The 20,111-nt window shown below is 71.8% G+C and carries 17 protein-coding genes and 1 pseudogene; 13 read left to right on the top strand and 5 right to left on the bottom strand.

Going from position 1 to position 20,111, the window contains the following annotated elements:
* The first annotated feature begins 122 nt into the window (after positions 1 to 122).
* From IF29_RS0111755 to IF29_RS0111730, 6 genes are all read left to right on the top strand, one after another.
* The gene (locus IF29_RS0111755; protein ID WP_051725194.1) at positions 123 to 1,427 is read left to right on the top strand and encodes a sensor histidine kinase; all 1,305 of its coding nucleotides are present in this window, start codon (positions 123 to 125) and stop codon (positions 1,425 to 1,427) included.
* The gene (locus IF29_RS0111750; RefSeq protein WP_030253157.1) at positions 1,424 to 2,128 is read left to right on the top strand and encodes a response regulator; all 705 of its coding nucleotides are present in this window, start codon (positions 1,424 to 1,426) and stop codon (positions 2,126 to 2,128) included. Before IF29_RS0111755 ends, IF29_RS0111750 begins: the two co-directional genes overlap by 4 nt.
* 296 nt (positions 2,129 to 2,424) lie before the next feature.
* The gene (locus tag IF29_RS0111745; protein ID WP_030253156.1) at positions 2,425 to 4,269 is read left to right on the top strand and encodes an ABC transporter substrate-binding protein; all 1,845 of its coding nucleotides are present in this window, start codon (positions 2,425 to 2,427) and stop codon (positions 4,267 to 4,269) included.
* A 10-nt stretch (positions 4,270 to 4,279) separates the two neighbouring features.
* Positions 4,280 to 5,233: an ABC transporter permease gene (locus tag IF29_RS0111740; RefSeq protein WP_030253154.1), complete on the top strand. Its 954-nt coding sequence runs from the start codon at positions 4,280 to 4,282 to the stop codon at positions 5,231 to 5,233.
* Positions 5,220 to 6,149, top strand: a complete 930-nt coding sequence (locus tag IF29_RS0111735) for an ABC transporter permease (protein ID WP_030253152.1) — start codon at positions 5,220 to 5,222, stop codon at positions 6,147 to 6,149. The genes IF29_RS0111740 and IF29_RS0111735 overlap by 14 nt, the downstream gene beginning before the upstream one ends.
* Before the next feature lie 37 nt (positions 6,150 to 6,186).
* A complete protein-coding gene (locus IF29_RS0111730) occupies positions 6,187 to 8,274 on the top strand; it encodes an ABC transporter ATP-binding protein (protein WP_051725193.1) in 2,088 nt (695 codons plus the stop codon).
* Here the strand turns inward: IF29_RS0111730 and IF29_RS0111725 are convergent.
* Complete coding sequence (locus IF29_RS0111725; protein WP_030253148.1) at positions 8,234 to 8,821, bottom strand: TetR/AcrR family transcriptional regulator; 588 nt, start codon at positions 8,819 to 8,821, stop codon at positions 8,234 to 8,236. The genes IF29_RS0111730 and IF29_RS0111725 overlap by 41 nt on opposite strands.
* Before the next feature lie 59 nt (positions 8,822 to 8,880).
* Between IF29_RS0111725 and IF29_RS0111720 the strand changes: the two genes are divergently transcribed.
* Positions 8,881 to 9,402 carry a GNAT family N-acetyltransferase gene (locus IF29_RS0111720; protein ID WP_030253146.1) on the top strand — a complete coding sequence of 174 codons (522 nt, stop codon included), beginning with the start codon at positions 8,881 to 8,883 and terminating at the stop codon, positions 9,400 to 9,402.
* Between the two features lie 10 nt (positions 9,403 to 9,412).
* On the opposite strand, the gene IF29_RS0111715 is transcribed toward IF29_RS0111720, so the two are convergent.
* Positions 9,413 to 9,712 carry a hypothetical protein gene (locus tag IF29_RS0111715; RefSeq protein ID WP_030253144.1) on the bottom strand — a complete coding sequence of 100 codons (300 nt, stop codon included), beginning with the start codon at positions 9,710 to 9,712 and terminating at the stop codon, positions 9,413 to 9,415.
* A gap of 3 nt (positions 9,713 to 9,715) precedes the next feature.
* Positions 9,716 to 9,889, bottom strand: coding sequence for a hypothetical protein (locus IF29_RS45915; RefSeq protein WP_157623693.1), 174 nt, complete (start codon positions 9,887 to 9,889; stop codon positions 9,716 to 9,718).
* 105 nt (positions 9,890 to 9,994) lie between these two features.
* Here IF29_RS45915 and IF29_RS0111705 point away from each other — a divergent pair, with 105 nt between their 5' ends.
* The 3 genes from IF29_RS0111705 (at position 9,995) to IF29_RS0111695 (ending at position 12,221) form a co-directional block, all read left to right on the top strand.
* Positions 9,995 to 10,621, top strand: coding sequence for a TetR family transcriptional regulator (locus IF29_RS0111705; RefSeq protein ID WP_030253142.1), 627 nt, complete (start codon positions 9,995 to 9,997; stop codon positions 10,619 to 10,621).
* 121 nt (positions 10,622 to 10,742) lie between these two features.
* Positions 10,743 to 11,078: an RNA polymerase-binding protein RbpA gene (locus IF29_RS0111700; protein WP_084713949.1), complete on the top strand. Its 336-nt coding sequence runs from the start codon at positions 10,743 to 10,745 to the stop codon at positions 11,076 to 11,078.
* Positions 11,079 to 11,228: 150 nt separating this feature from the next.
* On the top strand, positions 11,229 to 12,221 hold the full coding sequence (locus IF29_RS0111695) for a sigma-70 family RNA polymerase sigma factor (protein WP_051725220.1): 993 nt from the start codon (positions 11,229 to 11,231) through the stop codon (positions 12,219 to 12,221).
* On the opposite strand, the gene IF29_RS43420 is transcribed toward IF29_RS0111695, so the two are convergent.
* Positions 12,208 to 14,070, bottom strand: a complete 1,863-nt coding sequence (locus IF29_RS43420) for a protein kinase (protein WP_332262534.1) — start codon at positions 14,068 to 14,070, stop codon at positions 12,208 to 12,210. The two genes, IF29_RS0111695 and IF29_RS43420, sit on opposite strands and share 14 nt — an antisense overlap.
* A gap of 620 nt (positions 14,071 to 14,690) precedes the next feature.
* Complete coding sequence (locus tag IF29_RS0111685) at positions 14,691 to 15,485, bottom strand: sigma 54 modulation/S30EA ribosomal C-terminal domain-containing protein (RefSeq protein WP_030253134.1); 795 nt, start codon at positions 15,483 to 15,485, stop codon at positions 14,691 to 14,693.
* A 259-nt stretch (positions 15,486 to 15,744) separates the two neighbouring features.
* Between IF29_RS0111685 and IF29_RS0111680 the strand changes: the two genes are divergently transcribed.
* The 3 genes and pseudogenes from IF29_RS0111680 (at position 15,745) to IF29_RS41780 (ending at position 20,095) form a co-directional block, all read left to right on the top strand.
* Complete coding sequence (locus tag IF29_RS0111680) at positions 15,745 to 16,326, top strand: NADPH-dependent FMN reductase (protein ID WP_030253132.1); 582 nt, start codon at positions 15,745 to 15,747, stop codon at positions 16,324 to 16,326.
* Between the two features lie 145 nt (positions 16,327 to 16,471).
* Entirely contained in the window at positions 16,472 to 18,889 is a 2,418-nt protein-coding gene (efeU, locus tag IF29_RS44785; RefSeq protein WP_030253131.1) for an iron uptake transporter permease EfeU, read from the top strand.
* A 149-nt stretch (positions 18,890 to 19,038) separates the two neighbouring features.
* A pseudogene (locus IF29_RS41780) lies at positions 19,039 to 20,095 on the top strand (Dyp-type peroxidase).
* Positions 20,096 to 20,111: the final 16 nt, after the last annotated feature.

The following is a 20,111-nucleotide window of genomic DNA, read 5'->3' as shown; positions in this document are numbered from 1 at the left end:
AGGGAGCCCGATCCGCGGTGCTACCACCGGGGGCGTTCCGGGCCCGGCGCGGGCGGAGTCATACCTGGGTATGACCATCCGGGTGTGATGATCGGACGGCTGCGGCGCCCTACGCTGGGACCGTGAATCAGCTGCCAGGGATCGTGTCGGCGGCCTGGCACGCCCTGGTCCAGGTGCTCATCGGCTCCGATCCGGCTCCGGCCCGGAGCCCGCGCACCGAGCAGGGCCGCCGGGCCGAGTTCGCCGTGTCGGCGGTGGCGACTGCGCTGCTGTGCCTGCTCAACGCGGCGCAGGTGAACGGGCCGGCCTCGGACGGTGGCGGGTCGCCGGCCGGCGTCGGGCAGAGGGTGCTCGCGGTCGTGGTGGTGCTGCCGCTGCTGCTCGCGGTGCGGTATCCGATGGCGGCCTGGCGGATCGGGTGGCTCGCGCTGCTGCTCGCGCCGTGGCTGCCGGCCGCGTGGTGGGGCGGCTGGCCCTGGGGGCCGCCGCAGCTGCTGGCGATGCTCGCGGTGTTCTGCCTGGCGGCGGTGCGGCAGCGGCGGGCGGCGGTGTGCTGGATGTGGGCACTCAGCCTGGTCCCCTGGGGGTGGTGGCTGGTTATGGACATGCCGAACCTGAACGGCCCGGCCAGTGCCACGGTGATGTTCACCGCCGCCGCCGTCGCGGTGGACAGTCTCGGCTCCCGGCTGCGCACCCAGCGCGAGCTGGCCACGCAGACCGTGCACACCGACACCGAGCGGGCCCGGCGCGCGGTGCTGGAGGAGCGCACCCGGATCGCCAGGGAACTGCACGATGTGGTGGCCCATCACCTGTCGCTGATCGCGGTCCGGGCCGAGACGGCGCCCTTCCGGCTTGACGAGTTGTCGGATCCGGCCCGGGCCGAGTTCGGGGCGCTGAGCGAGGTGGCCCGCGAGGCGCTGACGGAGATGCGGCGGCTGCTCGGCGTGCTGCGCCAGGACCGGGCCGCCGGGCTCGCGCCGCAGCCGCAGCTGGCCGAGGTGCCGGCGCTGGTCGACGCCGCCCGGCGGGCGGGCGTGGAGGTCAGCCTGTCGGTGCGCGCGGAACTCGGCCGGGTGCCGGCCGGAGTGGGGGTGTGCGCCTACCGGATCGTGCAGGAGTCGTTGTCCAACGCGAGCCGGCACGCTCCGGGCGCGGCGGTGACGGTGTCGGTGGACCACGACGCGGGCGCCGTCCAGCTCCGGGTGGCCAACGGCCCGGCCGGTTCCAACGCCCGCTCGGGGCACGGGAACGGGCAGCAGAACGAGCGCAGGCACGGGCACGAGGACGGGCACGAGCACGGAAGAGGTCACGGGCTGACCGGGATGCACGAGCGGGTGGCGCTGCTCGGCGGATCGCTGTCGGCCGGGCCGACGCCGGTCGGCGGGTTCGTGGTGTCCGCGGTGCTCCCGCTCGGGGACGCGTCATGAGCGCGGCCGGGCCGGTCCGGACCCGCTGTCTGATCGCGGACGACCAGGCGATGGTGCGTGAGGGCTTCGCCGCGGTCCTCGCCGCCCAGCGCGACCTGCAGGTCGTGGGTCAGGCGGCGGACGGCGCCGAGGCGGTGTCGCTGGCCCGGGAGCTGTCGCCCGACCTGGTGCTGATGGATGTGCGGATGCCGGTGATGGACGGACTCCGGGCGACCAGGGAGATCCTGCGCGGCAGCGTGGAGCAGGAGCGGCCGCGGGTGCTGATGCTGACCACCTTCGACCTGGACGACTACGTCTACGAGGCGCTGCGGGCCGGGGCCAGCGGGTTCCTGCTCAAGGACGCCACCGCCGCCGAACTGGTGCACGCGGTCCAGGTGGTGGCCGCCGGGGAGGCGCTGCTGGCGCCGACGGTGACCAGGCGTCTGATCGCCGACTTCGCCCGGCTCCCGCGCCAGGACACGCCGCCCGCGCCGGCGCTCGACGTGCTCACCCGGCGCGAGACCGAGGTGCTGCGACTGATCGCCCGCGGCCTGTCCAACGCCGAGATCAGCGACGACCTGGTCATCGCCGAGCAGACCACCAAGACCTATGTCGGCCGGATCCTGGCCAAGCTCGGGCTGCGGGACAGGGCCCAGGCCGTGGTGGTCGCCTACGAGAGCGGTCTGGTGACGCCCGGTCCCGGTTGGCCGGGACGGGCGTAGCCGCCCGCCGGAGCGGCCTGGCGAGATTTCGCAATGCTGCAACATTCGGAGCGTTGTGAGTGGCCGTCGGCCGGGCTAAGAATGAACCATGATCACCCCGGGCAGCCTGTTCGAGGCCGTCCTCCGGGGTGCCGTGACCGTCGTGTAGGCATCAGTCGCGGACCGATCGTTTGGTCGGGACGGGTATGAACCTGGTGGGGCTGGGGTACTCCCATGCAACAACTGGTGTCATGCGCATGCCAGATATTGACCGATTTAAGCAGAGTACGAAGCGAATGAGGGAGACGGGGGCACCTATGCGCGCTGTCCAACGACTGAGAGTCGCCGCCTGCGCGACGGCTCTGGCGGTCCTTGCTGTCGGCTGCTCGGGCGGCGGGGGCGGCGGCCACGGGGCGATCAGCAACGGCGAGAGCGCCAGCGCGACGAAGCTCCCGGTCAAGAAGGGCGGGACGGTCACCATCGCGGAGGTGGGCGCGCAGCCCGACTTCATCTTCCCGCTGGTTCCGGCGACCAACCAGAACGGCTACAACGCCAACCTCACCCAGCCGCTGTGGCCGTACCTGGTCTACGCGGGCGACGGCGCCAACTCGGTGGTGAACAAGGACAAGAGCCTGTTCAGCTCCCTGGACTACTCCAACGGCGACAAGCGGATCACCATCAAGCTCAAGAGCTGGAACTGGTCCGACGGACAGCCGGTGACCAGCCGGGACTTCACCTTCGTCTACAACCTGCTGAAGGCGAACGCCTCGAACTGGAGCGCCCACCTGGTCGGGCTCTTCCCCGAGGACGTCGCCAAGGTGTCCACCCCGGACGCCCACACCGTGGTGCTGGACCTCACCCAGGCGTACAACCCGGACTTCTACACCGACGACGTCCTCAGCACCATCCCGCTGCTGCCCCAGCACGCCTGGGACAAGACCTCCGCGACCGCGGCGGTCGGTGACGCCGACACCACGACCGCGGGCGCCAAGGCCGTCTACGCCTACCTGCAGAAGGAGGGCGCCAAGACCACCGGCTTCAACACCAACCCGCTGTGGCAGGTCGTCGACGGACCCTGGAAGCTGTCCGAGTTCCGGAGCAACGGCTACTACAGCTATGTGCCCAACCCGCAGTACTCCGGCACCGCCAAGGCCAACCTGGACAAGGTCGTCTTCTCGCCCTTCACCTCGGACACCCCCGAGATCAACGCCCTGCGTTCGGGCAGTGCCCTGGACATCGCCTCGCTTCCGCTGACCGACGTCAAGCAGGCGCAGGCGCTGGAGTCGAGCGGCTACTCGATCGCCAGCGTGCCGATCCCGGGCGTGGCCGAGATCGAACCCAACCTGTACAACTCCGCGGTCGGCGCCGTGCTCCGGCAGCTGTACGTCCGTCAGGCGATGGAGTCCCTGATCGACCGCAACCAGATCGTCTCCAAGGTCTACAACGGCTATGCCGACCCGGGCAACGGGCCGGTGCCGGTCAAGGCCAGCGGGGCCTGGGCCTCGCCGCTGGAGAAGTCCGGCGGCCCCTACCCGTACGACCCGGCCAAGGCCAAGGCGCTGCTGCAGGCGCACGGTTGGAAGGTGGTGCCGGGCGGGACGACCACGTGCGCGAGCCCGGGGACCGGCGCCGCGCAGTGCGGGGCGGGCATCACCGCGGGCCAGCCGCTGACGTTCAACCTGGTCTACTCCTCCGGCCGGGCCACCACGGACGAGCAGAACGCGGCCATCAAGTCCTCCGAGGCCCAGGCGGGCATCACCGTCAACCTCAAGTCGGAGCCGTTCAACACGCTGATCAGCACGATCGGCACCTGCACCGCGGCCTCCCACCCGTCCTCCGGCTGCGGCTGGCAGCTGGCCGAGTTCGGCTACGACCCGTACCCGCTCTACCCCAACGGCACCGGGTTCTTCGACACCGGCGGCTCCAGCAACTCCGGCGGCTACTCCGACTCGAAGATGGACCAGCTGATCAAGGCCACCGAGTACGGCTCCTCGACCCAGGCGTTCAGCGAGTACGAGGACTACGCGGCCCAGCAGCTCCCCTGGCTGTGGCTCCCCTTGCGGGAGAGCCTGCTGGTCTACCGGAAGAACCTGCAGGGCGTCGTCCCGCTCAACCCGTTCTCGGCCGCCCAGGACTTCGAGGACTGGGGCTACAGCTCGTGACGGGGACGCTGTGACCACCTACCTCATCCGGCGCACCGGCGAGGCGATCGTGGTGGTGATCGGCGTCATGGTGCTGACGTTCGTCATGATCCACCTGGTGCCGGGCAGCGCCGCCCGGGCCACCCTGGGGACCCGGGCCACGGCCGAGCGGATCGCGGTGTTCAACGCTGCCAACGGTCTTGACCGGCCGTTGGCGGCGCAGTTCGTGACCTTCGTGAAGCAGGCCGCCGAGGGCAACTTCGGCACCTCCTACTCGCTGAACCAGCCGGTGTCCACGCTGCTGGCGCAGAGGCTGCCGCGCGACGCCGTGCTGCTGGGGCTGTCCACGCTGCTGGCGCTCGCGGTGGCGCTGCCGATGGGGATCTTCCAGGCGGTGCGCCGGGGCCGGGTCGCCGACCACGTCTTCACCGTGGTCTCCTTCGTGCTGTACTCGATGCCGGACTTCTTCTTCGCCCTGCTGCTGATCGCGGTCTTCTCGGTGCAGCTGCACCTGCTGCCCTCCGAGGCGCCGCAGGCGGAGTCCGTGGCCGGGATCCTGGCCGACCCGCGCGCCCTGGTGCTGCCGGTGGTCACGCTGACCCTGGTCAGCGTGGCCGGCTTCAGCCGGTACATGCGGTCCTCGGCGATCGGCACCCTGGCCCAGGAGTACGTCCAGGTGGCCCGCGCCAAGGGACTGCCGGAACGGCTGGTGCTGCGGCGGCACGTGCTGCGCAACTCGCTGCTGCCGGTGATCACCGTGCTGGGGCTGTCGGCCCCGGGGGTGGTGGCCGGCGCGGTGATCGCCGAGTCGGTCTTCAACTACCCGGGTATGGGGCTGCTCTTCTACCAGGCCGCCACCAGCAAGGACTACCCGATCATGCTCGGCTCGACGTTGGTGGTCGGTGTGGCCACCGTCGTCGGCAGCCTGTTCGCCGACATCGCCTACAGCCTCCTCGACCCCCGGATCCGCTATGTCGACGCTTGAACCCATCGAACCCCTGGAACCGCTGGAGCCCCTGGACCTGCCGCAGCCGGTGGACGCCCCGACCGTGCCGCGCGGCTCCGGACGGCTGTGGGCGGAGGCGTTCGTCCGCAACCGGCGCGCCCTGGTCGGACTGGGCATGGTCGCGGTGATCGCCGCGTTCTGCTTCATCGGACCGCTGCTCTACCGGACCGACCAGGTCACCGTCCAGCTGGACCTCGCCGACCTGCCGCCCGGCAGCGGGAATCCGCTGGGCACCGACGCCTCCGGGTACGACGTGCTGGGACGGCTGATGGAGGGCGGCCGGTCCTCGCTCGAACTCGGCTTCGCGGTGGCCCTCACCACGACCGTCATCGGCACCCTGTACGGCGCCGTGGCCGGCTACCTCGGCGGCATCGTCGACGCGGTGATGATGCGGGTGATCGACACCTTCCTCGCCATCCCCGGCATCGTGCTGCTGCTGATCATGGTCAGCGTGTTCACGCCCACGCTGTGGGGGATCATCCTGCTGCTCTCGCTGCTGTCCTGGCTCGGGGCCGCGCGGCTGGTCAGGGGCGAGGTACTGTCCCTGCGGACCAGGGAGTTCGTCCAGGCGGCGCGGATGATGGGCGGCACCGGCGGGCGCATCGTGCTGCGCCATCTGGTCCCCAACGCCGCCGGTGTGATCATCGTCAGCGGCACCTTCACCATCGCCGACTCGATCCTCACCCTGTCGGCCCTCAGCTTCCTCGGACTGGGGCTGCCGCCGCCGCACGCCGACTGGGGCACCATGCTCTCGGCCGGCCTCAACTCCCTGTACGACGGCTACTGGTGGCTGGTCTACCCGCCCGCGGCGATCCTGATCGTCACCGTGGTGGCCTTCAACCTGATCGGCGACGCCGTCCACGACGCCCTGGACGTCCGGCTGCAACGCCCCTGAGCTCCTGAACGCCGCAACTGATCCGAGGACAACGCGCATGCCCCTGCTCGAGGTCAGCAACCTCACCACCCACATCAGGACCCGTCGCGGGGTCGTCCGGGCCGTGGACGACGTCTCCTTCACCCTGGAGGCCGGCGAGACCCTGGGCCTGGTCGGTGAGTCCGGCTGCGGCAAGTCCATGACCGGACTCTCCCTCATGGGTCTGCTGCCGCCCGGCGGCGCGGTCGTCGGCGACTCCTCGGTGCTGCTGGACGGGCGCGAGCTGGTGGGACTGCCCGACCGTGAGCTGCGCCGGGTGCGCGGCAACGACATCGCCATGGTCTTCCAGGACCCGATGACCTCCCTGGACCCCACCAAGACCATCGGCCACCAGGTCGCCGAGTCCGTGCTGCTGCACCGCGGCTGCACCCGGGCCGAGGCGACCGAGCGGGCCGCCGAGGTCCTCGGCCTGGTCGGCCTGCCGCACCCGCGCGAGCGCCTGAAGGACTATCCGCACCAGCTGTCCGGCGGTCTGCGGCAGCGGGTGCTGATCGCGATGGCGCTCGCCAACGAGCCCCGGGTGCTGATCGCGGACGAGCCCACCACGGCCCTGGACGTCACCATCCAGGCCCAGATCCTGGCCCTGCTGGCCGACCTGCGCACCCGGCTCGGCATGGCGATGATCCTGATCACCCATGACATGGGGGTCACCGCCGGCCACACCGACCGGGTCAACGTCATGTACGCGGGCCGCATCGCCGAGAGCACCGGCACCGACCGGCTGTTCCGCGGCATGCGCCACCCCTACACCCAGAGCCTGCTGGCCTCGGTGCCCCGGCTGGACCAGGACCCGTCGGTGCAGCTGCCCACCATCCCGGGCCGGCCGCCGGACCTGACCGCGCCGCCCGGCGGATGCCGCTTCGCCGAGCGCTGCCGCTACGCCACCGACCGCTGCCGCACCGAGGAGCCGCAGCTGACCGGTGCGGACGATCACCGCTACGCCTGCTGGCACCCCACCAGCGGCCCGCTGCCCGCCGGCACCACCGCCGCGGTGCCGCGCCCTGACGGTCCGTCACCGTCACCGTCACCGTCATCGGCCGACCGGCCGCTGCTCGAAGCACGGGACCTGGTACGGGAGTTCCCGGTCCACGGGAACCGGTTGCCGGGCCGCGCCCGCCGCGTGGTGCACGCCCTCTCCGGAGTCTCCCTCGAACTGGGACCCGGCGAGACCTTCGGCCTGGTCGGCGAGTCCGGCTGCGGCAAGACCACGCTGGGCCGGCTGCTGGTCGGCCTGGACCGCCCCGACACCGGCACGGTCACCCTGGACGGGACCGACCTCGGCCGGCTGCGCGGCCGCGAGCTGCGCGAGCGCCGCCGCGACCTGCAGATGATGTTCCAGGACCCGTACTCCTCGCTGGACCCCCGGATGCGGGTCGGCAGCATCCTGCGCGAACCGCTGCAGATCCAGGGCATCGGCACGGCCCGCCAGCAGAAGGCCCGGGTCGCCGAACTGCTCACCGAGGTCGGCCTGCCCGAGCGCGGCGCGGAGCTGTACCCGCACGAGTTCTCCGGCGGTCAGCGCCAGCGCATCGGCCTGGCCCGGGCACTGGCGCTCACCCCGAAGCTGATCGTCGCCGACGAGCCGGTGTCCGCGCTGGACGTCTCGGTCCGGGCCCAGGTGCTCAACCTGATGAACCGTCTGCAGGCGGCGCACGGACTGTCGTACGTCGTCATCTCGCACGACCTGGCGGTGGTGCGCTACCTCGCCGACCGGATCGGGGTGATGTACCTGGGCCGGATGGTCGAGGTCGGCAGCGCCGACGACATCCAGCTGCGCGCCGCCCACCCCTACACCGCCGGGCTGCTGAAGGCCGTCCCGGTGCCCGATCCGGAGCTGGAGCGGGCCAAGCGCGGTACCGGCATCAGCGGCGAACTGCCCAGCCCGGTCGACCCGCCCTCGGGCTGCCGCTTCCGCACCCGCTGCCCGCTGGCCCGGGAACGCTGCGCGGAGGAGCAGCCGGTGATGCGCGCGTTCGGCCCGGAGCACACCGCGGCCTGCCACTTCCCGCTGTCGACCCCGCTCGCCGACGCCGCCGCGGGCCGGCTCAACGGCGGGGGTGTGCCAGGCTCCGCAGGTGGGCGCTGACGGCCGCGGTGGTGCGGGCGGTGTCCCCGGTGGCGAGCAGGTCGAGCAGCGCGCCGCGGAGCACCGAGAGCAGCAGGGTGCGTTCGCTCAGGCCCTGCGCGGTGGCGCGGTGGGCCGGGTCCTGGGCGGCGGCGAAGACCTCCAGCCAGTCGGTGACGGTCTCCCGGGCGAAGCCGGCCCACGGTCCCGAGTCGTCGACCAGCGAGCGGGTGTAGGCCTCGGCCCACAGGGTGGGCATCCGGCGGTGCCGCGGATCGGCCAGCCAGCCCCAGACCGCCTCGCCGACATGGGCCAGGTCGTACTGGCGCGGTGTCAGCCGCAGCGTCTCCAGCATCTGCAGCTCGTCCTCGCGGGCGCGCGCGATCAGGGCCTGCACCAGCCCGTCCTTGCTGCCGAACAGGAACAGCAGCACCCGCGGGCTGCTGCCGATCGCCTCGGCGAGCGGGCGCAGCGACATCCCCGCGAGTCCGTGGTCCAGGACGTGGGTGTAGGCCAGTTCGAGGAGTTGCCGTTTGCGGAGCGAATCCGCCGGAGCCGAGGCGTTCACCTTGGCCATTATGCTTTACTGAAACAGTCGTTTCAGTTCGACTGCCGGGGAGGGTTCCGATGGGTGAGGCGCGAGCGGTGATCAGGCCGGCCGACCGGCCGGGGGATCTGGGCTGGGTGGTGATGGCCCACGGCGAGCAGTACGTGGCGGAGTTCGGCTGGGACGGCAGCTTCGAGGCGCTGGTGGCCCGGATCGTCGCGGACTTCGCGGCCGGCCCCGATCCGGCCCGGGAGGCCGCCTGGGTCGCCGAGCTGGACGGCCGCCGGGTGGGCTGCGTGTTCTGCGTGGCCGGCGCGGAGCCCGGCACCGCCCAGCTGAGGCTGCTGCTGGTCGATGCGGCCGCCCGGGGGCACCGTCTCGGCACCCGGCTGGTGGCCGAGTGCGTGGAGTTCGTGCGCGAGGCCGGGTACCGGCGGATGCAGCTGTGGACCAACCACCCGCTGGCGGCGGCCCGCAGCATCTACCTCGCCGCGGGGTTCCGGCTGCTGAAGGAGGAGCCGCACCGCAGTTTCGGGGCCGATCTGATCGGTCAGACCTACGAACTGGAGCTGACCCCGGCGGGTCACCCCGCCGGGGTCTGAGGGAGCCGGCTCAGATGCCGAGGTGCAGGATGATGCCGCCGGTGTGGGTGGTCATCAGCACGCCGAGCACCACCAGGTCCGCCGCGCCCAGGGCGAGGCCGAGCAGGGCGCGCCCGCGGCGCCGGGTCCCGCGCGCCAGCGAGACGGCGGCCAGGGCCAGCGCCAGCGGGCCCAGGACGACGTTGAGGATGAACAGGCCCAGCAGTCCGATGATGAAGGACGCGACCGCGGTGTCGTTGCCCGCCGCGTTGCTGCCGAGCCGGGAGGCGGGCTGGGGGACGGGCTGGGAAGTGGGCTGGGAGGTGGCCATCGGTCAGTTCCCCTGTGCGGCACGGCGGCGGGCCCGGGCGGCCCGCTCGCGGAGGGCGAAGACGATCAGCCAGCCGCCGACGAAGACGGCGGCGACGGCCTGGGCGGCGGGGCTGAGGTAGGAGGAGGCGCCCCACAGCAGCGAGCTGAGGGCGAGGAGTCCGATCAGGAGTGCCATGACGCTTCCGTTCGGCAATTGAGAGTACATCTGTTCACTGACCTCGTTCAGACTACCCCTGCCCCGCCCTCGCCAGGTCGGGAGAACAGTTGTTTACTGTATGACGTGAGCCACACCCTCGGAACCCGGCAGGCCCAGAAGCAGCAGACCCGGCAGTCCCTCCTGGACGCCGGCCTGCGGCTGCTCGAACACCAGAGCCTGAGCAGCGTCGGCCTGCGCGAGGTCACCCGCGAGGTGGGCATCACGCCCAGCGCCTTCTACCGGCACTTCCGTGACCTGTCCGAGCTGGGCGTGGCTCTGGTGGACGAGTCCTTCGGCAGCCTGCGGGTGATGGTCAGGACCATCCGCTCCGAACGGGCCGCCCCGGACGAGGTGATCGACCGCACCGTCGACGTGATAGCCGAGTACGTGCGGCTGCACCGCGCCCACTTCCGCTTCCTGGCCCGCGAGCGCCACGGCGGCGTGCAGCCGGTGCGCGACGCGATCGACGCCCGCTTCCGGCAGTTCGCCGACGACCTGGCCCGCGACCTGGCCGCGCAGCCGGAGTCCGAGGGCTGGGACCCGCAGGACGTCAGGATGCTGGCCGACCTCTACGTGGACCACACCGTCAGCACCGCCGCCGCGCTGCTGGACGCGGACGGCGACGCCGCCGCGGAACAGCGCATCACCGCCACCGCCCGCCGCCAGCTGCGCCTGATCAGCCTGGGACGCCGGCACTGGCTGCGCGGCTAGGTCGGCCAGGTCGGGCCTCCGGTCGGGCTTCGGTGCGGTGCCACCCCGCGCGGGGCCGTAGGCTTGGCGACCGCCGCAGGTACGGCTTGGGGCGTGGGAGTCTGAACGAGGAGTGGTGGGCGTGGCGGGACGCGGCGGTATCAGGGGCAGTCAGGTCGGGGCGGGACCGATGGGGGAGAACGAGCGCGGTGAGCTGGCCCCGCGCACCGTGGTCTCGTTCTGGTGCGGCAACGGGCACGAGGTGCGCATCGGCTTCGCCCTCGGCGCCGACCACCCCGATGTCTGGGACTGCCCCAAGTGCGGCCTGGTCGCGGGCCGGGACCGGGACAACCTGCCGGTCCCGGCGGGAACCGCCCCGTACATGACGCACCTGGGATACCTGCGCCAGCGCCGTTCGCAGGAGGAGGGCGACATCCTGCTCGAGGAGGCGCTGGCCAAGCTGCGCGGATCCATCTGATCCGACGGTGCGGTGGCCGGCGGTGCGGCCGGCGGTCCGGCGGCCCGGGAATTCGTCGCCCGCGCGGCGATGAGTTCCCGGGGTCCGGCCGGTAGGTACGGGTGGGCATCAGAGCCGGACCGGACGCGCGATGGAGGCAGGGTGGAGCACGTGGGGGACAGGCCGGCGGCAGCGACCGGTGGGGGCTTCGCCGAGGAGTTCACGGTCCGCACCGATCCGTTCCGGCGGGAGCTGCTCGCGCACTGCTACCGGATGCTCGGGTCGGTGCACGACGCCGAGGATCTGCTGCAGGAGACCCTGCTGCGGGCCTGGCGGGCGTACGACCGCTACGACCCGGGCCGGGCGTCGCTGCGCACCTGGCTCTACCGGATCGCCACCAACGCCTGCCTGACCGCGCTCGACCAGCGCAGCCGCCGCCCGCTGCCGTCCGGACTCGGTGCGCCGGGTACCGACCCGGACGAGCCGCTGATCCGCGGCGAGGAGGTGCCCTGGCTGCAGCCGATCCCCGACGCGATGCTGGGGGACCCGGCGGGCGTGCTGCTGGCGCGCGGATCGCTGCGGCTGGCCTTCGTCGCCGCGATGCAGTTCCTGCCGGCTCGTCAGCGCGCCGTGCTGATCCTGCGCGAGGTGCTGGACTGGCCCGCCGCCGAGGTGGCCGCGGCGCTGGACATGTCGACCGCCGCGGTGAACAGCGCGCTGCAACGGGCCAGGGGCCGGCTCGGCGAGGCCGGTCTGGGCGAGGACCAGATCCACGAGTCCGCCGACCCCGGCCACCGCGCCCAGGTCGAGCGCTATGTCGTCGCCTTCGAGAGCGCCGACCTGACGGCGCTGGCCAAGCTGCTGACCGAGGACGCCGTCATGGAGATGCCGCCGTTCCTCAACTGGTACCGCGGCCGCGACGAGTACGTCCGGTTCATCGCCCGCATCTACACGCTCTACGGCACGGACTGGCGGATGCTGCCGGCCCACGCCAACGGGCAGCCCGCCCTGGCCGTCTACGCCCGCGCGGCGGACGGCGGGTACACCCTGGGCACGCTCCAGGTCTTCACCGTCACGGAGTCCGGCATCAGTCGCACCACCGTCTTCATCGAACCGGAGGTGTTCGCCTGCTTCGGCCTGCCGCTGCGGATCACCGACGCCTAGAACGGCCGCCCGGCGGCTGGGCCGGCGGGCGCTGGTCCCCGGAGAAGCCGCCGGACACCTCCATCCGGCGGCCGGCCGCGACCGCGACGATGCTGTAGCTGTCCGCGCCGGTGTCCCGGTAGCCCTGGGCGTGGTCGTACTGGGCGGCGAACTCGTAGCTGCCCGGGGCCATGGTGACGCCCGCGTCCAGGACGAACTCGTAGACCAGCCAGCCGTCCTGGCGGGTGACGGTGGTGACCATGGACTCGTCCGGGACCGTGGACCAGGCACCGGTGTAGGACAGCTGCGGGGTGACGGCGATGCGGACCCGGACGTCCAGGGCGGTGACGGCCAGATCGTTCCTGAGCACCAGGTCGCTCTGCGCCCAGCTGTCGATGCTGTAGTGGTCGATCCAGCCGTCCGACCAGAGGAATATCTGCTGGGACCAGCCGGCCGAGGTCGCGCTCGGCGTCGCCGACGCGACGGGGGACGCGTGAACGTGCGACGTCGACGGCACCGGTGCGGGAGCGGCGACTGCGGTGGCCGTGGCCGCGGTGGTGCTGGCCGCGGCGACCTTCGACGCCGACACCAGCGCCGTCGCGGTGCCGACGACTGCCTGGGAGGGCTGCTGACTGGGCACTGCGGGGGGCTGAGGAGGCTGCGAGGTCTTCGGCGCGGCCGGGGAGTCGTCGCCGGAGAGCGCGATCGCGGTCACCCCGACGATCACCACCGCCAGCATGGCCGCGTAGAGGATCGCGGCGCGGATCCAGGTCCGGTCCGCAGCGCCCGGATGCTTCGGGCCGTGCTGTTCGGCGCGGCGGGTCGGACGCGCGCGGGCGCGCCGGCCTGCTGCCGGGCTTCCTGGGTCGCCGCCCGGGCCGGGGCCGCTGCCGGGGTCCGGGGGTGGTTGCCGGTTCCAGCGGAGGCGGACCCGGTCACGGAAGCGGGCCGGTGCCTGCAGGCTCTCCTGGACCAGGGCGGCCAGCTGCTCGCGACTGCGTTCGTCCCACCCGGGGTCGAAGGACCTGGTCGCCGAGGTGAACGCGGCCAGCAGCTCGGCGGCGGTGCTCGGCCCGTTGGACCGCGGCTCCTTCGCCCCGGCCAGTACGGCGCTGAGCCGGCCCGGCGCGGCGGTGGGCAGGGCGTCGGGCACGGCGTTGGGCCAGGGGTTGGGCACGGTGCCGGGCGTTCCGTCCGGCGCCGGGGCGTCTCCCGGCAGCGGCAGTAATGCGGCGGCCGGACGGTCGGGGGCGAGACAGTCGGCGAACAGGTCCGCTGCGGCGACGAGGTCGTCGGCCATGGCGGCCAGCCGCTCCCGGGCGCTGGCCTCCTCAAGTTCCGTGCTGCCCTGTTCGGGTGAGGCTATGTCAGGCGACCAGGGCCGGGCCGACAGTCCGGCGTCCACCAGGACGCACACTCCGTCCGCACCGACCAGCACCTGCTCCGCGCCCACGCCGCGGTGCGGCACCCCCTGGTGGTGCAGCGCGCACAGCGCGGTCAGCACGTCGCCGACCACGACGGCCGCCGTCTGCGCGTCCAGCCCCCGAGGGTGCCCGGCCAACAGCCCGTCCAGCGGGGCGCTTTCAAAGAACCGGCGGACCACCGAGACGATCCGTCCGGTGGCATCGACGACATAGCGCTCCGGTGCGGCGATACGGGGTTCCTCCAGCCCCGCCATCGCCGCCGCCTCGCCCGGGAACGCGGACTGGAAGCCCGGATCCCAGACGACGGCGGCACCGAGGCGGCGGATGACCCCCAGCGTTCCGTCCCCGTTCTGCAGCAGATACGAAGTCCCGGTATCCCGTTGGGATATCCGTCCACCGTTCCGGCCGACGGTACCGGTCGGTCGTGAAGCACTCCGGGGTGCCATCCCAGCGGTCACGTAAGCCCTCCCACGCAGCGTGCTGGCAACGCCACGCCCTATCGAGTCGTCAGGTACCGGTCAGTAATTCACTCACCCGGGTTAATTGTCAACGGTTGACGCGAAGTAGACGGTGCGCGACAGTCGATTACGCATCCTTTACAGGAAGTACACAGGAGTTGATTGAACGTCCGATCCGCGACCGCCGCCCTGTACGGCCACTGTCGCAGATGGGCCCTGCCCCCGCTCCGCACAGGCCGTTTGGGCCCGTGCTCGGGTCAGCATTGACATGCTCGCGGCAGAAGGCGAATAATGCCGGGTGCGGCGCCGCTCCGGTAAATGGCGTGCATTCCCGGAGAATTTCTTTCGGCAACGTCGGCGCGGCGTGGGCGAGTTCATGGAAGGTGCCACCGGACGCTGGCAGCGAATAGCTGCCGGCATTCAGTGGCACCTCGGTCCTCGTCGACGCGGGCGTGCGCCGATTACGCCGGTGGAATTCCGTACACAGCCGGAAGGGCCGCGCAGCGGGCGGCCCTTCCGTGCCGGACCACGGGGACGTCACGTGGTCGGCCTGATACCTCGTCGCCGGACCCCGGCCGCCGGATGCTTCCGGCGACCGGGGCCCGGGGCTATGCCTGGGGGAGGAGCAGGCCGTAGTGGCCGTCGTAGCGTTCGTAGAGCATGGCGCCGCGCGCGGTGGCGGGCGCCGCGGTGTTCGCGAAGAACAGGAAGGGCAGCGTGGTGAGGTGCAGCCGGGCCAGTGCCTGATTGGGCGTCAGGCGCGGTGCCGGTCGCGGGCGTACGGTGACCGGGAGGTGGCGCCGGCGCGGCGGTCCGCTCTTGGCCGACAGCTGGGCCAGGCTGTATCCGGTGGGGCCGGAGCGGAAGACCATGCTGTCCTGGCCGGTGTCGGCGTCGGTGAACAGATGGCAGTCGTAGTCCATGGTGTCCATGCGGAACGCCGCCTCGTCCACCGTCTCGCAGCGCAGCAGCACGGTCTTGCGGCGGGTGATGCGGTGCCGGACAACAGGGGGCAGGTCGAGGTCGGCGTGCTGGTGCCGGCTGTGCCGGTACGGCGACTCCCGCGGTGTGCCGACCGCTTCGTCCGGGTAGGGGGCGCCGCTGCGGAGCAGTCGCATCAACTGCTCCCGGAGTCGGTCCCGCAGCAGGTAGATGGCCTCGTGCACGCTGTGCGCCGAGGTCTGGGCCCGCAGTGGGATGCCGCCGATGTCCAGGTTCCCCTGTACGACGGCGGGGAGCCGCAGGGTCTGGTCGGCGAGCCGGGTCAGTTTGATCCGCGCCCGCATGATCAGCAGATCGACGTCGTGGTCCAGTTGCTCGATGCTGTCACGGGCCAGGCGGCGGGCGTCATCCGGGATCTCTCCGCGGGTCTCGACGGTCACGGGGAAGGCGGCTGCGCTCATGCTCGTGCCTCCTGCTCGTCGCGTGAGTAGGGCCGATCGGTGGAATGTGACCGTACCGTGTCCTTGCCCCGCCCCGGACCGTTACGTCCGTCACCACAACCACCCTGATATTCACCGGCGGTGATGGTCGGTCAAATGTGGTTCCCAGGTGAGCGATAGCCGGACGGCGGTGGCCGGACGGAGGGTTTTCGAACCGCGGGCGGAGGGCGCGCGTAGGTTTCCGACCGTAGACAGCCGCGGAAGGAAGCCGGAGGCAACCATGAAACCGTTGATCGTAGGGGTCGGGGGGACGCTGAGGCCGGGGTCGTCCTCGGAGACCGCGTTGCAGCTCGCGCTGGAGGCGGCCCGCAAGAGCGGTGCCGAGACCGTCTCCTTCGCGGCCCGGGACCTGCAACTCCCGTACTACGACCCCTCCGTGCATGAGCGGACCAAGGGTCAGCAGCGCCTGGTCGACGCCTTCCGCCGGGCGGACGGGGTCCTGATCGCCAGTCCCGGGTACCACGGCGCCGTGTCCGGGCTGATCAAGAACGCGATCGACCATGTCGAGGACCTCGCCGGGGACCGGCGGGTGTACTTCTCCGACATCCCGGTCGGCTGCATCGGCGTCGCCTACGGATCCCAGGCGGCGACCAGCGTGCTGCACAACCTGCGCACCATCGCCCACGCCCTGCGGGGTGTGCCCACTCCCTACGGGGCCGCGATCGTGGTCGGCGAGTCCAGCTACATCCACGGTCGCTGGGTCGATCCGGCGACCAGGGAACGCCTCGCTCTGGTCGGCACCCAGGTCACGGCCCTCGCCACCGCACTGGCACCGCGGTTGCGGCGCAGCCGGAGTGCCTGACCGCAGTGAATGCGAATGACACTTCCTCGGCGGCGTCGAGTCACCCGTGAACGGATTCTGATCGACGGCAGCGGAAGTCTGGTTGGGTCTCCTCCGCATAACTAAGGTAAGCCTTCGCTTATCCGTTCATCGGAGGAGTTCGCTTATGTGGAAAGACCTGTTTCCCAGTTTCCTGATCGGAACCAGGGAGGGGCTCGAGGCAGGGCTGGTCGTCTCGATCCTCGTCGCCACCCTGGTCCGTTCCGACCAGAAATCCCGTCTGCCGCAGGTCTGGACCGGCGTTCTGGCCGCCGTCACCCTGTCGCTCAGTTTCGGTGCCGTACTGACCTTCACCGCCGCCAATCTGTCCGCCACGGCGCAGGAGGCATTCGGCGGGACGCTCAGCGTCATCGCGGTCGCCTTCGTCACGGCGATGGTCTTCTGGATGCGGCGCAACGCCCGCACCCTCTCCGGTGAGATCCGCAGCAAGGTCGACGCGGCACTGGCGGTCGGGTCGGGCATGCTGGTCGCCACCAGCTTCCTCGCGGTCGGCCGCGAGGGCCTGGAGACGGCGCTGTTCATCTGGACCACCGCGCAGTCCGCGACGGAGTCCACCGGCCCGCTGGTCGGCGCGGCGGTCGGGCTGGTACTGGCCGCGGTGCTGTGCTGGGCGCTGTACCGGCGGGTGCTGACGATCAATCTGGCGAAGTTCTTCACCTGGACCGGCATCGGACTGATCGTCGTGGCCGCCGGGGTGCTCGCCTACGGGCTGCGGGACCTCCAGGAGGGCGGTGTGCTGCCCGGCGGGAGCAGCTTCGCGGTGGACCTGTCCGGCAGCATCGACGCCAACTCCTGGTACGCGACCTTGATACAGGGCGTGTTCAATCTGACGACCCGGATGACCTGGCTGCAGGCGGTCGCCTACCTGGTCTACCTCGGGATCGTGATGACGCTGTTCGTCCGGGGCGTGCGAGCCCCCAGGGCCGTGGCAGTCCCGAAGGACGCACCGGTGCCGACCGCTGCCGCCGCGGCCTCGGAGACCGTCCTCCCCGAGGCCGTCCTCCCGGAGCCCGTCGCCCCGGAGGTCGCGGTCCGGGCCGGCGCCTCCGGCTCGGACGCCGTGGTCGCCGCGGCCGAGGCCGTCGTCTCGGCCGCGGAGGCCGTGGTCTCGGCCGCCGCGGCCGCCGGCGCCGCGGCAGCCGCCGCTCAGGCCGCTGCGGCCTCCACCCTCGTCCCTGCCTCCGTCGTCGCCGGAGGCAGGGACACCGCCGACGCATCGGCGACCGCGCCGGTGGCTGCGGCGATGCGCAAGGACCGGCTCGGGCTGAGGCGGCTGATCCCCTCCGCCGCCCCACCGGTCACGGCGGCCACGACCGCGACGGGGACCGCGAACGCGACTGCACCGGAGCCGGACCCGGAGCACCGGGGACGGCCCCGCTGGCTGGTGCCCACCGCGGCCGTCGCGGTACCGGCGGTCATCGCGAGCGTGATCATCGGTGCCAGCGGCGGCAAGCCCGCCGCGGCTGCGACGGTCACCGTCTCGCAGAGCGCCTGCGGTCAGGGATTCGCCCCGCCCAAGCCGGGTCAGCAGGTGTTCCAGATGCGGAACACCGGCAACCAGACCTCGGAGGTCTACCTGGTCGACCCGACGACCAACGCCGTCTACGGCGAGGTGGAGGGCATCGCGCCGGGCACGACCCGTGCGCTGACGGCCACCCTCGGCAGCGGGGACTACGCCTGGCGGTGCGTGTCCACCTCGGGCAGCGCGGTCACCTCGGCGACCGTCCATGTCAGCGGCGGAACCACAGTCGCGGCCGTGCTGCCGCTGGCGGCGACGGACCTGGACGCACCACTGGCGCAGTACAAGGCCTACGTCGGCGCGGGACTGGCGGCGCTGCTCCCGGCCACCCGCAGGATCGCCACCGATCTGCACGCCGGGAAGCTCGCCGAGGCCCGCACCGACTGGCTCACCGCGCACCTGCAGTACGCCGCACTCGGCGCCGCCTACGGGACCTTCGGCGACTTCGACGCCAAGATCAACGGCCGCGCGGACGGACTGCCCCTCGGCGTCAAGGACCCCGGTTTCACCGGCTTCCGCCGGCTCGAGTACGGCCTGTGGCACGGAGAGTCCGCCGCCGGCCTGGCCGTCGTCGCCAACACCCTGGTCACCGATGTGGCAGGGCTGGGCAAGGCCTTCCCCAGCCAGGACTTCGACCCCACCGACCTGCCGCTGCGCACCCACGAGATCCTGGAGAACACCCTCCAGTTCGAACTCACCACCGACACCGACGAGGGCAGCGGCACCAACCTCGCCACCGCCGCGGCCAACCTCACCGGCACCCGCGAACTCCTCACCGTGCTGCGGCCGCTGATCTCCCGGCGCGACCAGGCGCTGCTGACGACCGTGGACGGCGACCTGGGCCGGGTGGCCGCCCTGCTGGCCGCGCAGCACACCGCAGCCGGCTGGACGCCGCTGGAACAGCTCGACACCACCGCCCGCCAGTCCATCGACGGCGCGGTCGGCCAACTCCTGGAAGACCTCTCGCCCGTTCCCGACCTGCTCGAGATCCGGAAGTCCGCCTGATGACCGATCACATCCAGCCTGCCACCGGCTCCTGCCCCTTCGGCTTCGACCGCCCCAACGCCACCACGACTGTCGGCACCACCACCGCCTCCGAGCCCGATCCGGCCCCCGCTCACGCCCCCGCCCCCGGAACATCGCGGCGCGCGGTCATGCGTACCGCGCTCGGCGCGGGCGCCCTGGGGGCGGCGATGGCCGGCGGCGCCGGAACGGTGCTGGGCCTGGGGGCTCCGGCGGCAGCCGCCGCCGGCGGTCCGTCCGCCGCGGGTGCGGTGGCCTTCTACGGTGAGCACCAGGCCGGAATCACCAACCCGACCCCGGCCTACGCGATCTTCCTGTCCCTGGACGTCATCGCCGCCGACCGGGCGGGTCTGCAGGCACTGCTGCAGACCCTCACCGCCCGGATCGCCTTTCTGACCTCCGGCGGAACGCCACCCGATCTGGGCGTCGGCGCGCCCCCGTCCGACAACGGCATCCTCGGCCCCACCGTGCCCGCCGACCAACTGACCGTCACCGTCGGCGTCGGAGCCTCGCTGTTCGACCAGCGCTTCGGGCTGGCCGCACTCAAGCCCCGCAAGCTCACCCCGATGCGGACCTTCCCCAACGACAACCTGAAGGCCGCGGAGTCGCACGGGGACCTGTCGCTGCAGATCTGCGCCGGCCACCAGGACACGGTGCTGCACGCGATGCGTGACATCGCCAAGCACACCCGCGGTCAGATGCAGGTGAAGTGGCGGATCGACGGCTTCCAGAACACCCCGCGCCCCAGCGGCGCGCAGCGCAACCTGCTGGGCTTCAAGGACGGCATCGCCAACCCCGACACCACCTCGGCCCGGGCGATGGACCAGCTGGTCTGGGTCACCGCAGGTGGCGCCGAGCCGGCCTGGGCGACGGGTGGCAGCTACCAGGTGATCCGGATCATCCGGATGCTGGTGGAGTTCTGGGACCGGGTCTCGCTCAGCGAGCAGGAGTTGCCGCGGCTACAACTACGACCGCGGCATCGACGCGGTGGGCAACCTGGACATGGGGCTCGCCTTCTGCTGCTACCAGCAGGACGTCAAGCGGCAGTTCGAGGCGGTCCAGACCCGGTTGATCGACGAACCCCTGGTCGACTACATCTCACCCACCGGCGGCGGCTACTTCTTCGCCCTGCCAGGAGTGCGCAGTTCCAGCGACTGGCTCGGGCGGACCCTGCTCACCGCGGGCTGACGTACCGTCACCACCG

The sequence above is a fragment of the Streptacidiphilus jeojiense genome, assembly GCF_000719095.1.
Lineage (GTDB): Bacteria > Actinomycetota > Actinomycetes > Streptomycetales > Streptomycetaceae > Streptacidiphilus > Streptacidiphilus jeojiensis.
Note: the sequence above shows the minus strand (reverse complement) of the source record. Positions and strands in the feature narration are given on the sequence as shown.

What these genes read in the sequence shown, in the direction of transcription:
- IF29_RS0111750 (WP_030253157.1), top strand. Translation starts at nt 1,424, where the DNA reads ATGAGCGCGGCCGGGCCGGTCCGGACCCGCTGTCTGATCGCGGACGAC.
- IF29_RS0111745 (WP_030253156.1), top strand. Translation starts at nt 2,425, where the DNA reads ATGCGCGCTGTCCAACGACTGAGAGTCGCCGCCTGCGCGACGGCTCTG.
- IF29_RS0111735 (WP_030253152.1), top strand. Translation starts at nt 5,220, where the DNA reads ATGTCGACGCTTGAACCCATCGAACCCCTGGAACCGCTGGAGCCCCTG.
- IF29_RS0111730 (WP_051725193.1), top strand. Translation starts at nt 6,187, where the DNA reads ATGCCCCTGCTCGAGGTCAGCAACCTCACCACCCACATCAGGACCCGT.
- IF29_RS0111720 (WP_030253146.1), top strand. Translation starts at nt 8,881, where the DNA reads ATGGGTGAGGCGCGAGCGGTGATCAGGCCGGCCGACCGGCCGGGGGAT.
- IF29_RS0111715 (WP_030253144.1), bottom strand. Translation starts at nt 9,712, where the DNA reads ATGGCCACCTCCCAGCCCACTTCCCAGCCCGTCCCCCAGCCCGCCTCC.
- IF29_RS45915 (WP_157623693.1), bottom strand. Translation starts at nt 9,889, where the DNA reads ATGGCACTCCTGATCGGACTCCTCGCCCTCAGCTCGCTGCTGTGGGGC.
- IF29_RS43420 (WP_332262534.1), bottom strand. Translation starts at nt 14,070, where the DNA reads ATGGCACCCCGGAGTGCTTCACGACCGACCGGTACCGTCGGCCGGAAC.
- IF29_RS0111685 (WP_030253134.1), bottom strand. Translation starts at nt 15,485, where the DNA reads ATGAGCGCAGCCGCCTTCCCCGTGACCGTCGAGACCCGCGGAGAGATC.
- IF29_RS0111680 (WP_030253132.1), top strand. Translation starts at nt 15,745, where the DNA reads ATGAAACCGTTGATCGTAGGGGTCGGGGGGACGCTGAGGCCGGGGTCG.
- efeU (WP_030253131.1), top strand. Translation starts at nt 16,472, where the DNA reads ATGTGGAAAGACCTGTTTCCCAGTTTCCTGATCGGAACCAGGGAGGGG.